Origin of the sequence: Acinetobacter sp. NRRL B-65365 (assembly GCF_001605865.1) — a bacterium.
Classification (GTDB): Bacteria; Pseudomonadota; Gammaproteobacteria; order Pseudomonadales; family Moraxellaceae; genus Acinetobacter; species Acinetobacter vivianii.
The window spans coordinates 37,017-51,027 of sequence record NZ_LRPD01000003.1; the positions used below are offsets into that span (position 1 = coordinate 37,017).

At 41.0% G+C, this 14,011-nt stretch carries 11 protein-coding genes; 6 read left to right on the forward strand and 5 right to left on the reverse strand.

All coding sequences use genetic code 11. The features are described 5' to 3' along the window. Nucleotides 1-77 precede the first annotated feature (77 nt). Nucleotides 78-491, forward strand: coding sequence for an Lrp/AsnC family transcriptional regulator (locus tag AWW72_RS01865; protein WP_047430078.1), 414 nt, complete (start codon nucleotides 78-80; stop codon nucleotides 489-491). A 79-nt stretch (nucleotides 492-570) separates the two neighbouring features. Here AWW72_RS01865 and sfnG read toward each other — a convergent pair whose 3' ends face one another. Next, on the reverse strand, nucleotides 571-1,677 hold the full coding sequence (gene sfnG, locus AWW72_RS01870) for a dimethylsulfone monooxygenase SfnG (RefSeq protein WP_062846261.1): 1,107 nt from the start codon (nucleotides 1,675-1,677) through the stop codon (nucleotides 571-573). Between the two features lie 26 nt (nucleotides 1,678-1,703). After that, nucleotides 1,704-2,444 carry an FMN reductase gene (gene msuE, locus AWW72_RS01875; protein ID WP_005260136.1) on the reverse strand — a complete coding sequence of 247 codons (741 nt, stop codon included), beginning with the start codon at nucleotides 2,442-2,444 and terminating at the stop codon, nucleotides 1,704-1,706. 352 nt (nucleotides 2,445-2,796) lie between these two features. Between msuE and AWW72_RS01880 the strand changes: the two genes are divergently transcribed. Next, nucleotides 2,797-3,447 (forward strand): response regulator, encoded by a 651-nt coding sequence (locus tag AWW72_RS01880; RefSeq protein WP_004776208.1) that lies wholly within the window; start codon nucleotides 2,797-2,799, stop codon nucleotides 3,445-3,447. Between the two features lie 121 nt (nucleotides 3,448-3,568). Here AWW72_RS01880 and omp33-36 read toward each other — a convergent pair whose 3' ends face one another. Further along, nucleotides 3,569-4,489 (reverse strand): porin Omp33-36, encoded by a 921-nt coding sequence (omp33-36, locus tag AWW72_RS01885; RefSeq protein ID WP_062846316.1) that lies wholly within the window; start codon nucleotides 4,487-4,489, stop codon nucleotides 3,569-3,571. Between the two features lie 732 nt (nucleotides 4,490-5,221). On the opposite strand from omp33-36, the gene blaOXA reads away from it, so the two are divergent. Together blaOXA and AWW72_RS01895 are read left to right on the forward strand one after the other, a co-directional pair. Continuing rightward, the gene (gene blaOXA, locus AWW72_RS01890) at nucleotides 5,222-6,058 is read left to right on the forward strand and encodes an OXA-294 family class D beta-lactamase (protein WP_062846262.1); all 837 of its coding nucleotides are present in this window, start codon (nucleotides 5,222-5,224) and stop codon (nucleotides 6,056-6,058) included. 532 nt (nucleotides 6,059-6,590) lie between these two features. Further along, nucleotides 6,591-8,312, forward strand: a complete 1,722-nt coding sequence (locus AWW72_RS01895) for a GGDEF domain-containing protein (RefSeq protein ID WP_062846263.1) — start codon at nucleotides 6,591-6,593, stop codon at nucleotides 8,310-8,312. A 17-nt stretch (nucleotides 8,313-8,329) separates the two neighbouring features. Here the strand turns inward: AWW72_RS01895 and AWW72_RS01900 are convergent, their stop codons facing one another. After that, entirely contained in the window at nucleotides 8,330-9,172 is an 843-nt protein-coding gene (locus tag AWW72_RS01900) for an AbiJ-NTD4 domain-containing protein (RefSeq protein WP_062846264.1), read from the reverse strand. Nucleotides 9,173-9,298: 126 nt separating this feature from the next. Beyond that, on the reverse strand, nucleotides 9,299-12,130 hold the full coding sequence (uvrA, locus tag AWW72_RS01905) for an excinuclease ABC subunit UvrA (RefSeq protein WP_062846265.1): 2,832 nt from the start codon (nucleotides 12,128-12,130) through the stop codon (nucleotides 9,299-9,301). A 244-nt stretch (nucleotides 12,131-12,374) separates the two neighbouring features. Between uvrA and AWW72_RS01910 the strand changes: the two genes are divergently transcribed. After that, nucleotides 12,375-12,977, forward strand: coding sequence for a TetR/AcrR family transcriptional regulator (locus tag AWW72_RS01910; RefSeq protein WP_062846266.1), 603 nt, complete (start codon nucleotides 12,375-12,377; stop codon nucleotides 12,975-12,977). 3 nt (nucleotides 12,978-12,980) lie between these two features. After that, nucleotides 12,981-13,958, forward strand: a complete 978-nt coding sequence (locus AWW72_RS01915; protein WP_005260121.1) for a zinc-binding dehydrogenase — start codon at nucleotides 12,981-12,983, stop codon at nucleotides 13,956-13,958. The last annotated feature ends 53 nt before the right edge of the window (nucleotides 13,959-14,011 follow it).

Below are 14,011 nucleotides of genomic sequence, written 5' to 3' on the forward strand. Positions count from 1 at the left end.
ACAAGAGTAGGGGAAGCGTGAAAAATCCGCTATATTCAGATGAAAGCATTGTTGCTGGTTTTCTTTCGTAATGAAAAATGAATATTGAACTTGATCCCATCGACTTAAAAATTATTGAACTTCTCAAACAAGATTCGCGTTTAAGCCATAAAGACATTGGTCAGCGAGTGCATCGTACAGGGCAAGCAGTGGGTGCGCGTATCGCCCAACTCATGGATGCAGGCATAATTAAAAATTATACGATTGCTGTTCATTATGAACATAAGCAGTTTATTCAACTGTTTATGAATGATCAGCAAGCTTTTATTGAAGTGGAACTGCTGGTGAAACAATATGAGCAGGTGGATGAGTGTTTTAAAATTCTTGGCAATGCCTGTTATATGATTGTCAGCCATTTTGATCCTGCACAGTTAAATGAGTTTATCGAGCAGTTATCCAAATGGTGCCGTTATTCGGTCGAGACGGTGATGCGAGAAATTGCAACGGCTTAAAATAAAAGACCCCAAGCCGAGTCTTGGGGTGAGAGTATGTGCCATGTCTTTTATTTTTCTTCTTTTTTGGTTCCAACGCTTAAGCTGATTTTTCGATCAATAGATGCTCCTGTTGTTGTTCAAGTTGACGAACCAGTGGCAAGACTTTTTCTCCAAAATATTCGACTTCTTCAATGAAATGCAGAAAGCCTGAAAGTACTAAATCAACGCCGACATTCTTCAACGCTACGATTCGTTCCGCAATTTGCTGGGGTGTACCAATCAGATTGGTTTTAAAGCCATCGTTATATTGCACCAGATCATCAAAGGTCGATTTCGCCCAGTTACCTTCAGCTTCAGGCGCTGCTGCTCCTGCTTCACGGGTCGCATCACCAAAGGCGTTGACGGCTTCTACATTGGCCTGAGCAATAATTTCATTCAAGACAGCTTTGGCTTCTTCTTCGGTATCGCGGGCGATAATAAATGCATTGACGCCAATCTTGACCTGACGATTTTCTAGCTTGGCCTTTGCCCGTACATCATCAATCTGTTTTTTGATTTCGTCCACACTGTTGCCATTGGTAAAGTACCAGTCGGATACACGTGCAGCCATATCACGTGCGGCGCGGGAACTACCACCCTGAAATACTTCGATATGAGGTTTTTGCAGTGGTTTCGGTTTTAGCGTGTAATTCTGGAACTGGTAATATTTGCCGTCAAAACTATAGTTGTCTGTAGTCCAGATCCCTTTGAGGGTGCGGATAAATTCTTCTGAACGCACATAACGTTCATCGTGTTCAGGCCACGGTTCGCCTATCGCATCAAATTCACCACGGAACCAGCCACTGACCACATTAATCGCAACACGCCCTTGGGTCAGATAGTCAATGGTGGCTAGCTGTTTAGCCGCAAGTGCTGGCTTCCAGGGGCCTGGTAAAATCGCAGCAATCACTTTGAGTTTTTCAGTTTTTGCCAGTAAGGCATGGCTAAAACTCACCGATTCATGCTGGTTTTCAGCACCGTAGCCCGCCGTAAAACGGATTTGGGTCAATGCATATTCAAAGCCACTTTTTTCTGCTGCCTGTGCGAGGCGAACATTGTAGTCGTAGCTCCAGTCGGTACGTTGTTCAATGTTACTTACAACGAGACCGCCACTGACATTGGGAACCCAATAGGCAAATTTAATTGCTGATGTTGTTATTGTCATCGTTGTAGCCTCCACAGAGATAGGGTTTATGCGACGTGGTTTAAATTTTTTGCAGACTTGGGATGAAGACGCGATTCGGCTGCATCCAGATTCGGTACAGCAGCGGAAGGCAAGACTTCTGCCTGTTCGATCTGTTTATTGATGCCAAGGTTTTGATTGGCTTGTTCAGTTTTGGTTTTAATTACAGCAGCACGCTGACCTTTGGCTGGCGCCCATTCCAAAATCGGTAAAGCACGTGCCACCGCAAGTGTGACGCGATCAGCCAATTGCTCACTTTTGACCGTATATTCAGGGGTGAAATCCCGATCGGTCGCATAGACACCAATCGGTAAGGTCTGGGCTTGAAAGAAGCTAAACAATGGACGTAACTGATGTTCAAGAACCAGAGCATGACGATCACTGCCCCCTGATGCAGCTAGCAAAACAGGGACATCAACCAGTGCAGTTTGTTCTACAAAATCAAAAAAATGTTTGAATAGACCAGTAAAGGAAGCACGATAAACAGGAGTACCCACAATGAGCGCATCTGCTGCTTCTACGGCTGCCAAATCATCCTGAACCCGTTGCGGAAGTTGATTACGGTAAATGGCACCGCCGAGTAAAGGGCCGATTTCGCTGAGTTTGACAAAATGCACCTTGATATCAATGGCTTCTGAGAGTTCATCCAGAATGGCTTGCACTAGACTTTCAGTTTTTGAAGGACTATTTAAACCACCAGAAACAGCAACAATATTGAGGGGAGTAGATACCGTATTGCGATTGGACATAATAACTGCCTAAAAAAGATTATTTCGAATTGCTATTTATTTATCTACATCGGCATGGGGGCTGTAAAATAAGGAAATGCTGCAAGCTTATCTTTTTTATAGATATATCAATTAATCAGCATCAATTAAAAATAATTTGGGTTTAATCGGCTGTTTCTATTCAGGATTTTTCATCCACCTTTTAAATTGAATATGATTTAAACGAGTTATATTAATATTTGATTTATTTTGCGGGAAAAGGAAATAAATCAATGCTTGTGCTTGACCTCGGCGCTAATTGAAAATAGGCTTAGACGGATTGAATTTAAATAAACATCGTACAGTGACGTACTTGCAGATAGCTTAAGCGCTTATGAATATTTTAATTGTAGACGACCACCCCCTCTTTAGACATGCCTTGATTCAAGCGGTTCGTTATAGTTTGCCTCAGGCACAGATTCAGGAGACGGCTGATGTTGATGAATTCTATGCACGCTTAGAACATGGTGCAGAACCTGATCTGGTTTTACTGGATTTAAATCTCCCTGGTGCTTCCGGTTTTTCCGCTCTGGTGTATGTCCGTGCACAATATCCTGCGATTCCAATTATTGTTGTTTCAGCACATGAAGAAGTTTCGATTATTCAACGTGCCATTGCACATGGTGCGATGGGTTATATCCCGAAATCTTCACATCCAAGTCATATTGGTGAAGCAATTAAACATGTTCTGGAAGGTGAAATCTGGTTACCACCGAATTTACCAAGCCATGCAGGTTTTGATCCAAGAGCCGCGGATGAAACTGCTTTGGCAGAACGCCTACAATCATTGACACCACAGCAATTCCGCGTGTTAATGATGGTGGCAGAAGGTTTATTAAATAAGCAGATCGCTTATGAACTGGAAGTCTCTGAAGCGACGATTAAAGCGCATGTCACCGCAATTTTCCGTAAATTGGGCGTACAGAACCGTACTCAGGCTGTATTGGCAATCAGTGCTTTAAATATTGAAGACAAAAAGATGTAATCTATTAAAGTGAGTGTATAGGCTCTCATTTTCTAAAATGACAGATGATAAAAAACCAGTTCTTTCGAACTGGTTTTTTATCATGAATTCGTTGTTCTATCGCTAGAACTAAAATCCAATATTAGAAACGGAACTTCGCGTTTACGCCAACAGTTTGTGTATCTACGTTTACAGTCTCACCATAGATATTTTCGAAGCCTTTAGCATTAGCATTTACATAGCTAGCGCCTACAGCAACAGCTGGAGTGATGAAGTAGTTAACGTTCGCGCCCCAAGCAGATTTGATTGGAGAGAAGTTGTCGCTAGCTTGGTTTTTGCTAAAGTTTGCTTCAGCATAAGAAGCACCAACGCTTAACTTAGGTGTTAAATAAAGATCAGTTTTTAAACCGTAAGCTTGGTTTTCGCCGTATGCAAGGCCAGTTTCAAAACCAATAGCCATGTTTGTACCGTCGATGTTACCAACGTATTTAGTACGTGCAGTTACAACGTCTTGTTTATCACCAATTGTTGCTGAATCAGCAACAGCGCTGAATACGCCATTTTCAACAGCTTTGTTTGCATCTAAAGCAATTTGGTCAGCAACGCGAGTATAACCTACAGCAACTAAGAAGTTAGGTAAAACCATAGCACCAAGTTCTACAGAGTAGCGGTCGCCATTGTCTTTTTCGCCTTCAGCTTTAGTTTGAGAGTGGCTATATGCAGCACTTGCGTAAGCAGGTACATAAGGAGTAGGAAGATAAACTTCACCTTTTGCACCGAAAGAGTTGTTCTTAACAGTTACTGACTCATCACCGCTTAATTTTGCATAGTTGTATGCAGCAGAAACATTAGAAGCTTGGTTTAAGAAAGCCGCTTCAGCTAAAGGACCTTTAGATGCGTCTACATTTTTGAAGTAGTAAGTACCTTTAGCAGCACCAGTAAAGTCTTTGTCATTTAAGTCTTTAGCTTCGATGAATTCAGATTGACCTTGAACTTCGAATTGGTATGCATGAGCGCCGGTCATGGCTAAAACTAGAGCAGTGGCTAAACCGAGTTTTTTCATAATGATTTCCAGCTTTAAAACAAGAAAGAGTAAATTTGGAGTCATTGTATTGTAACAATTTATGAAGTCAATGTAATAAATTCGCCCTTCCGATAAGCGATCAAAATGTGACTTGCCATCGTGCAAAAAGTGAACGTTTAATTAAATTGTTGTCAACCTTTTATAAATTATATAACTAACAAATAGATAAGCTTACATTTTGTCTTTTTATAGAATGTAATCGCTATGTCACAGTTGAATAGTTTGATTGGTTTGTTCGATTATTTTAATCGTTTTTTTCGTTGATAAAGGTCTTTATTTTGTCATAAAAAGACAGCTAAAAGCGTGAGCTGAAATGACCTTATTTGTATTTTGTGCGATGAAGTATGCAAAAAACTGCTTCTTCTGGCCAAATTAATATAACCGAAAATACCCAATAAGTCTGATTTTTAATAACCAATTAACAAAAACGATTGGAAATTTAATTCCGATCTATTTAATCGACTTTACTTTCCGAGAAGTACTTCACATAATACTAAACAAGAGGTATCTAATTTGCATTTTAGTATCTCATAACATTTTCTTGAGTATTTCGATGTTTTAAACATCAATGTTTTACTAGCTCGGCTTTCCCCAAGGCTGAGCTTTTTTTTGTCTGCAATTTCTATTTGTACACATAAATAATGCTACAGCACCGAGAGAAGAAACAATTTATAGTCATTATTTCTCTATGTATTATTCAATTCTTTCATTATGTCTAAAAAATTAAAATTACTCGCGCTATGTGCAACTGTAATCTCAGTTGCAACACTGGTCGGTTGTCAAAATATTCAGTCCCAAGCTCAACCTCTAGTCTTAAAGAAACAGACGCAGGATCAGATCGCAACTGCATTCGAAAATATCCAGACAACTGGTGTATTGGTCACCTATGATGGCAAAAATTTTCAAAAATATGGCAATGATCTCAGCCGTGCAGATCAGCGTTACATTCCGGCCTCAACTTTTAAAATGCTCAATGCCTTGATTGGTATACAGCACCATAAAACCTCACCTAATGAAGTGTTTAAATGGGATGGACAGAAACGGGCTTTTCGTAGCTGGGAGAAGGACTTAACGCTTGCTGAGGCAATGCAGGCTTCGGCTGTACCTGTCTATCAGGAGCTGGCGCGCCGTATCGGTCTAGAATTAATGGCAAGTGAAGTAAAGCGGGTTGGCTATGGTAATCAAAATATAGGGACGCAAGTTGATAGTTTTTGGTTAGTGGGGCCTTTGGAAATTACGCCAGTTGAGGAAGTAAAATTTGCTTATGCCTTAGCCAAACAGCAACTTCCATTTGATCCTTCAACACAGCAGCAAGTTAGAGATATGTTGTTGATCGAAAATGTTCAGGGAATCAGAATTTATGCCAAAAGCGGTTGGGGAATGGATGTAAATCCTCAAGTCGGATGGTGGACAGGTTGGGTCGAACAACCAAATGGTCAAGTCACTGCATTTTCGCTGAATATGGAAATGAAAAAAGCAGAACATGCGGATGCGCGTAAAGCCATTGTTTATCAAGCTTTACAACAGTTAGGTTTATTACCTCAATAAAATTCTGATAAAAAAAGACCCAGCTTTTATGATAAAGCTGGGTTCGAAAAGGATGTTTCACATTGGGGAGAAAACATCCTTGAGGGTTTCTGTGTAAAACAAAGAATCTCAGTGCTTGATGAAATTATGTTCTTTGGAAAGTAATTTGTGAAATTGATAATTTTTATTTTAAAGATAGAGTTTTTCGATCAAAAATAAAATGATATTTAAAAGTAAAAGGTGAATTTGGGCTAATCAGTTGACTTAAATTAATTTAAAAATATTAGCTATCTTTTTGACTTTTATCATTTATATTTTAAGTTTTAAACACTATCAATATGATTTAATCCAGTAAATATAAATAAAACTTATTCTCAATAAATAATATTTCTTTTCATTGTTTGCTTGGAAATCTGGGGAACCTTGCTGTTGTCGCTTAATACGCACAAAAAACTCTGCATAATCGTAGTCGTGTGATTTAAAATTCAGGTAAAATTATTATCTGTTTAAAATGCAATCGAGACCTTTTTTTGAAAAATAGTCAGGTGTGTTAATGGGGCAACACTTAAAAAGCTCGAAATTACGTTCTGAGCAAATTAGTCGGCGCCTATTTCTTTGCATGCTCGTTATTATTTTTTCTATCTCCTATCTTTCTATTCCTTTAATTATTAATAGTTATCAAGAGTATATAAGAACAAATCAAACACTGACCGAAATTATTAGTTTGCGTAGCCTAGTCAAGACCGCAAATAAAATTTCCAAAGAGCGCGCGCCTTCAAATAAGGTGATGTCGAGTCAGCCTCAAGATCTGGCTGAAAATCGTCAGGAATTGCTGGAATACCGCAAGCTGGTCGATATGCAAATTGATCGGACCATTGAAGTTTTAAAACACAATGGTTTTGAAATGATTGCCGAGGACCTAGATACAGATCTTAAAACGAAATTGGCTCAGGCACGTACTGTCGTGGATGCGTATGCGGATACTCCGAAGCATCAGCGAACATCGGTCCAGTTTGATCGCGCTATTTTGTCCATGTTTGATGTTTGGGATGAAAGTCGTGAGTTTTTAAAATGGTTGATGGTTCAGTCTAATAGCAAAAATAGCAAAATGTCGAACTATTTCACCTCGATCCTGATTTTAACCGATATGCGGGATCAGGCAGGTCGCGTGGCTTCAAATATTATGGCACCTGTGACCTTTGATGAAAAAATTTCTGATGAGAATCGGGCGCGTTCATTACAGACTCAGCACCAAGCCATTTATCTTTGGGGGCTGATTGATACCATCCAGCCTGAACAATCAAAATCACCTGAATATGTTCGACTCTATTTACGGGTAAAAACAGAATTTCTGGATAAGGGACTGCCCATCATTTCGCAGTTACTGGATGAAAGTAAAAATAATGAAGCTTATTTTATTTCAGGGACGGAATTGACCGATCAAATGGTCGGAAAATTTACCACTGTGATGGATTTGCAGAATTATATTCTGAACGACAGTATTGAAGTTGCAGAAGATCAAAACCGACGCGCAAAACTACAGTTTATCTTTACCCTTTGTATTTCCAGTTTATCGTTGCTGATTGCCATCTTTACCATGATTTATGCCAAGAGAAGGGTATTTGGGCCATTAATCAATGCACGAAATATGATTTTGCGTCTTTCGGGGACTTCTGATGAGCTTTCTCATATGACCAAAAATAAGGAAGAGTTTTTTTCCTTGTTTGAAGCCATAGATAAACTCAAAGGTATGTTGAAACAGCGCGATACGATGGAGTTGCAATTAAAGCAAATCGCGAATTCTGATGTACTGACAGGCGTGGCAAACCGATTGGCACTAGAAGAATATATTGCTGCGCTGGAAGCTAAACCTGAGGGCTTATCACAAACGTGTGTGATCGCGATTGATATTGATAATTTCAAGTTTGTAAATGATCAGTACGGGCATATTGTCGGAGATCAGGTCATTACCATGATTGCGGATCAGCTTAAACGCAATGTGCGGGCTTCTGACCTGATTGTGCGTTATGGTGGTGATGAGTTTCTGATTGTTCTTGAAAACATTCAAATAGACGCTGCCAAAGCCATTGCAGAGAGTATTCGTTTAGGCGTCATTCAGGAAAATATTATGATTCCGAGTTTGGCTAAAGAGATTCAGGTTTCGGTGAGTATTGGTATTGCGATTGGGGCAAATAGTTGGTTAGCGTTGTTAGAAAAAGCAGATCAATCGTTGTTAAAAGCGAAGGCAAAAGGGAAGAATGTGGTGGAGGGGTAAACTCTCTTACCCCCAACCTATTTTGTCTTCTCAATTAAATAGTTTATGAAGTTTGTACAAGAAACTAGCATGAACTTAGCATCGATATAAGATAAATTCGATTCTTCTAGCATCGCATGTCGTATACCATCTCCATCCGAGGCATAACCATAAAGTTGGCTTAAACTACTTTTTAGGGCAGCATGTAAGCTATATCTGTCCTCAATGATTTTTAGTGCTTTACCCAAAGTCGCTTTATCATCTTGCGTGATAATTTTACAAATTGATTCGACAGCACTAATGGATTCTTTAATTGAGTTTCTATAGTCAGGGCTTTGTCTATCTGACATGAGTTTTAATGCCTGATTTAAATGCAGTTGAACACCTGAATATTGGTTAGTATTTTCTAATGCTTGTTCAATAGACTGTATTTCTTGTTCACTTGTAATTTCAAGTATATTACCGTTTGATAAGCGATAAGCTGATAAATATTTTTCGAGGCAAAGATTAACTGAGTTAGAAAATGAATCTGAGCTATATCTGATATTAGGATAGTTATCTAACGTAACCTCAATAAAATCATAAACTTCATACCATTGGCACATCATAAAATATTTTTTTAATGCTGATATACCTTCACTTCTCCCAAATGGTATTTCATCGGTAGGTTTATGAAAAAGGTTCATATAAATATTAAGGAAAAAGCCTTCTAAATTGCTTCCCAAAATACGGGAGCTACCAGGCTGGACTACATTGTTAAAATTAGAAAAAAGTATTCTGTCATACAGAGACCATAAAGCATTTCTGAGTTCTTGATCAATTGACTCTTTTTGAATTATTTCTCGAACAGGTTTATATCCATATCTTTCTGAGAATCGCATTATTTACCTAAAAATTATAAAAATTTTCTTTTTATTCAATCTAAAAATCTCCCCTAGCCCCTCTTTTGAAAAGAGGGGAAGTCTTCCTTTTGATACGAAATACGAAGTCTAGGGTTAGCGGATAAATTACTTCAACATCGGCTTTAAGAAGCGCCCTGTATGTGAAATCTCGACTTTAGCTACTTGCTCAGGTGTGCCTTCGGCAATGATTTGACCACCACCAGAACCACCTTCAGGGCCTAAATCAATGACCCAGTCAGCGGTCTTGATCACATCCAGATTATGCTCAATCACCACAATGGTATTACCCTTATTGCGTAGCTCATACAAAATGTCGAGTAACTTGGCAATATCATGGAAATGCAGACCTGTAGTCGGTTCATCCAAGATATATAAGGTTCGACCCGTATCGCGTTTTGCCAACTCACGTGCCAGTTTCACACGTTGTGCTTCACCACCTGAAAGCGTTGTTGCTGCTTGTCCTAAACGAATATAGCCAAGACCGACTTGAGTTAAAGTATCTAAACGGCGATGAATCACAGGAATGGCACTAAAGAATTCAGCTGCATCTTCCACTGTCATTTCTAATACATCAGAAATATTCTTGCCCTTATAACCGACTTCTAAAGTTTCGCGGTTATAACGCTTGCCATGACAAGCATCACAAGGCACATACATATCTGGCAGGAAGTGCATTGCGACTTTGATCATGCCGTCGCCTTCACACGCTTCACAGCGGCCGCCTTTCACGTTAAACGAGAAACGACCTGCGCTATAACCACGCGCTTTGGCTTCAGGTGTTTGTGCAAATAATTCACGAATCGGCGTGAATAAACCCGTATAAGTTGCAGGGTTCGAACGTGGGGTACGACCAATAGGACTCTGGTCAATATCAACCACTTTATCCAAATGCTGTAAGCCATCGATTGAATCAAATTTTTCAGCAGTCAGTGTGGTTGCGCCATTGAGCTGAGTCGCCGCCAAAGGCAACAAGGTACGATTGATCAGCGTTGATTTACCAGAACCAGATACCCCAGTCACACAGGTCATAATACCTAATGGAATGGTTAGATCGACATTTTGTAAGTTGTGTCCGCTGGCGCCAGAGAGTTTGATCACTTCATCTGGGCGAGGAGATTGGGTACGTTGTTTGGGTACTTCAATCTTCAATTTACCTGACAGATATTGACCTGTAAGCGAGTCAGCATGATTGGCCAATTCATCATAAGTTCCTTCCGCAATCACGGCACCGCCATGAATACCCGCACCTGGCCCGATATCAATAATATGGTCAGCAGCACGGATGGCATCTTCATCATGCTCAACCACCAGTACGGTATTACCCAAATCACGCAAGCGAATCAGGGTTTGTAGCAAGCGGTCATTATCACGTTGATGTAGACCAATAGAGGGTTCATCTAGCACATACATCACACCCATTAAACCTGCGCCGATCTGAGAAGCCAGACGAATACGTTGTGCTTCACCACCTGAAAGGGTTTCGGCTGAACGTGCCAAACTGAGATAATTCAGGCCAACACTGACCAGAAAGTGTAAACGCTCACGAATCTCTTTAAAGATTTTATCGGCGATTTCACCTTTAGCACCTTCAAGATTCAGGTCTTGATAATAGTTTTCCGCATCACCAATCGACATCTTGGTGATTTGAGCAATGGTTTTGTCCTTAACACGAACATGACGAGAAATTTCATTCAAACGTGAACCGCCGCAGGCATCACACGCTGCATTCGATAGATATTGTGCCAGATCATCACGCACATAATTCGATTCAGTTTCACGGTAGCGACGTTCTAAATGCGGCAAAATCCCTTCAAAGGCTTGCACACGACTGTGCTTACGACCACGTTCATCGATATAACTGAGGTCGATTTTCTCTTTGCCTGTGCCTTGCAGGAATTTCTTTTGCGTATCTTTATCGAGTTTATTCCAAGGCTCATCCAGATCAATGCCGAAATGATCTGCGACTTTTTGCAGCATGGTGTAGTAATACGGGCGCTGTCTGTCCCAACCACGAATCGCACCTTGGCTAATTGAGATTTCAGGATTTGGAATCAGCTTATCTGAACTGAAATGGCTACGCGTGCCCAAACCATCACAGACAGGGCAGGCACCGAATGGGTTATTGAAGGAAAACAGACGTGGTTCAAGTTCAGCTACGGCGCGATCACATTCTGGACAAGAATGTTTTGCCGAAAACACACGCTCAGGATGTTCGCCATTCATCCATGATAAAACCGCAATATCACCGCCTAGACGTAATGCGGTTTCAAACGATTCTGCAATACGGTTACCGAGATCGTCACGCACTTTAAAACGATCGACTACCACTTCAATGGTATGTTTTTTCTTTTTGTCCAGTTCAGGCGGGGTATCAATATCAATGATTTCACCATCGACACGAGCACGAACAAAACCTTGGCCTTGTAACTGTTCAAACAGCTGGGTGTATTCACCTTTACGCTCACGCACCACAGGCGCAAGCAACATCAAAGCAGTGCCTTCTTCCAGACTTTTAACGGCATCGACCATTTCTGAAATGGTTTGTGCCACCATTGGCAAATCATGTTCAGGGCAATACGGTGTACCTACGCGTGCGTAGAGCAAACGCAAATAGTCATAAATTTCAGTAATGGTACCGACGGTCGAACGTGGGTTATGACTCGTTGATTTTTGTTCAATCGCAATCGCAGGCGATAAACCTTCAATCGAATCGACTTCCGGTTTTTCCATTTGTGACAGGAATTGGCGCGCATAAGCCGATAGGGATTCGACATAACGGCGCTGGCCTTCGGCATACAAGGTATCAAAGGCCAAGGATGATTTTCCTGAGCCAGAAAGTCCCGTAATCACCACAAACTTGTCACGTGGGATATCGAGTGACACATTTTTTAAATTATGAGTACGTGCGCCTCGAATACGGATATGACTTTGACTCATAAATACATCTCAATAAGCTGAACATGAAAACATGTATATGATAACGATTTAAAATTGTTCAAGTGGTATAAAAATATTTAAAACGACAAATTGTGACGGTTAATGAACTGGTTCACATTTGTCTTATGCAGTATGCCTTGTATTTTTAGCATTCAATGCCGCAGATTACTACCGATAAACAGAGGGAGAATAAAAATACACAAATTACTAGACGACTGGTCTAATATTAATTTATAGTGTGCTTATGAAACGATCAACGAAAAGTGAAGCGACCCGACAACACATTCTTGATACCAGCTTTGAACTGGTATTACGTAAAGGTTTTGTTGGGGTCGGCTTACAAGAAATTCTCAAGACCTGTGATGTCCCGAAAGGGTCCTTCTACCATTATTTTGCTTCTAAGGAAGCCTTTGGCTGTGCCTTACTGGAACAGTACATGGCGGACTATAAAGTTCGGGTAGAGCAGCTTTGGCAACAGACTGAACTAAATGCTCATGCGCGCCTGATGGCTTTATGGCAGGCATGGATTGATGATCCTGTGTATGGCAGTTGGGCGGAGAATTGTCTGATTGTGAAATTAGGTGCAGAGGTAGCAGATTTATCCGAAGACATGCGTGAGATTCTCAATCTCGGTGTCCATCGACTGACACAGCGAGTGGCACTGTTACTGCAAGAAGGGCAACAACAAGGCTCCATTCCACTACATCTTGACCCATTTAAAACAGCGCAGGTGATGTATCAATTATGGCTGGGTGCGGCCCTGATGACCAAGTTAGCTCAAGACAAAGCGTCGCTACATTTAGCTTTAGAAACAACACAACAGCTGTTACAACCGACCAAGGAATAAACCATGCAAAGTATTATCCATCAAAGTTTTGGTGAACCTGTAGACGTATTACAGCAGGCAGAAATGCCACAGCCTGAACCTAAAGCAGGTGAAGTTCGTATTAAAACCATCATGTCTCCCATGCATAACCATGATGTCTGGACTGTGCGTGGTAGCTATGGCTATAAGCCAACACTCCCTGCCATTGGTGGTAGCGAAGCGGTGGGTATTGTTGATGCGGTAGGTGAAGGTGTTGATGAAAGTAAATTAGGCCAACGTGTTGCGGTTGCTGGTGTACATGGCAGTTGGGCAGAATATTTTATTGCACCTGCACACGGTATTATTCCCTTAAATGATGCCATTGATAATGAAACAGCAGCTCAATTGATCGGCATGCCAATCAGCGCCTTGATGTTACTGGATTTTGTGAATGTACAGCCGGGTCAATGGTTGATTCAGAACACGGCAAATGGTGCGGTCGGTAAAACCGTGGCAATGATTGCTCAAGCACGTGGGTTACAAGTTATTAATCTGGTTCGCCGTACGGATGCGATTGCAGAAATGCAGGCACTCGGCATCCAGCATGTGGTGGCAACGGATCAGGATGATTGGAAACAGCAAGTTAAAAATATCCATGCAGATCAAGCCTTAATTGCAGGAGTAGATTCAATCGGTGGCAGTGCCAGTGGTGAAATGTTGAATCTACTCAGTGAAAATAGCCTATTGGTTTCATTTGGTAGTATGACAGGCGAAACCATGCAGATTTCATCGGGTGACCTGATTTTTAAACAGGCGACGGTAAAAGGTTTCTGGGCAAGCGTGGTGAGTAAAGAAATGCCAGCAGAGCGTAAAAAGGCATTGTTTGTAGAACTTCTGACACTGGCAGCGCAAAAGAAACTGGTTCTACCTGTTGAAGGTGTCTTTAGCTTTGACGAAATCAAAACTGCTGCACTCAAGGCAACCCAAGGTGCTCGTCAAGGTAAAGTCTTGTTGAAGCCCTAAGTTAAATCATCACTGCCAGCCGTGAGGCTGGTTTCATTCGCTATGTCGTCATT

Bases quoted from the DNA above. Each gene is read 5' to 3' on its own strand.
- AWW72_RS01865 (WP_047430078.1), top strand. From the start codon at position 78: ATGAATATTGAACTTGATCCCATCGACTTAAAAATTATTGAACTTCTC.
- sfnG (WP_062846261.1), bottom strand. From the start codon at position 1,677: ATGACAATAACAACATCAGCAATTAAATTTGCCTATTGGGTTCCCAAT.
- msuE (WP_005260136.1), bottom strand. From the start codon at position 2,444: ATGTCCAATCGCAATACGGTATCTACTCCCCTCAATATTGTTGCTGTT.
- AWW72_RS01880 (WP_004776208.1), top strand. From the start codon at position 2,797: ATGAATATTTTAATTGTAGACGACCACCCCCTCTTTAGACATGCCTTG.
- omp33-36 (WP_062846316.1), bottom strand. From the start codon at position 4,489: ATGAAAAAACTCGGTTTAGCCACTGCTCTAGTTTTAGCCATGACCGGC.
- blaOXA (WP_062846262.1), top strand. From the start codon at position 5,222: ATGTCTAAAAAATTAAAATTACTCGCGCTATGTGCAACTGTAATCTCA.
- AWW72_RS01895 (WP_062846263.1), top strand. From the start codon at position 6,591: ATGGGGCAACACTTAAAAAGCTCGAAATTACGTTCTGAGCAAATTAGT.
- AWW72_RS01900 (WP_062846264.1), bottom strand. From the start codon at position 9,172: ATGCGATTCTCAGAAAGATATGGATATAAACCTGTTCGAGAAATAATT.
- uvrA (WP_062846265.1), bottom strand. From the start codon at position 12,130: ATGAGTCAAAGTCATATCCGTATTCGAGGCGCACGTACTCATAATTTA.
- AWW72_RS01910 (WP_062846266.1), top strand. From the start codon at position 12,375: ATGAAACGATCAACGAAAAGTGAAGCGACCCGACAACACATTCTTGAT.
- AWW72_RS01915 (WP_005260121.1), top strand. From the start codon at position 12,981: ATGCAAAGTATTATCCATCAAAGTTTTGGTGAACCTGTAGACGTATTA.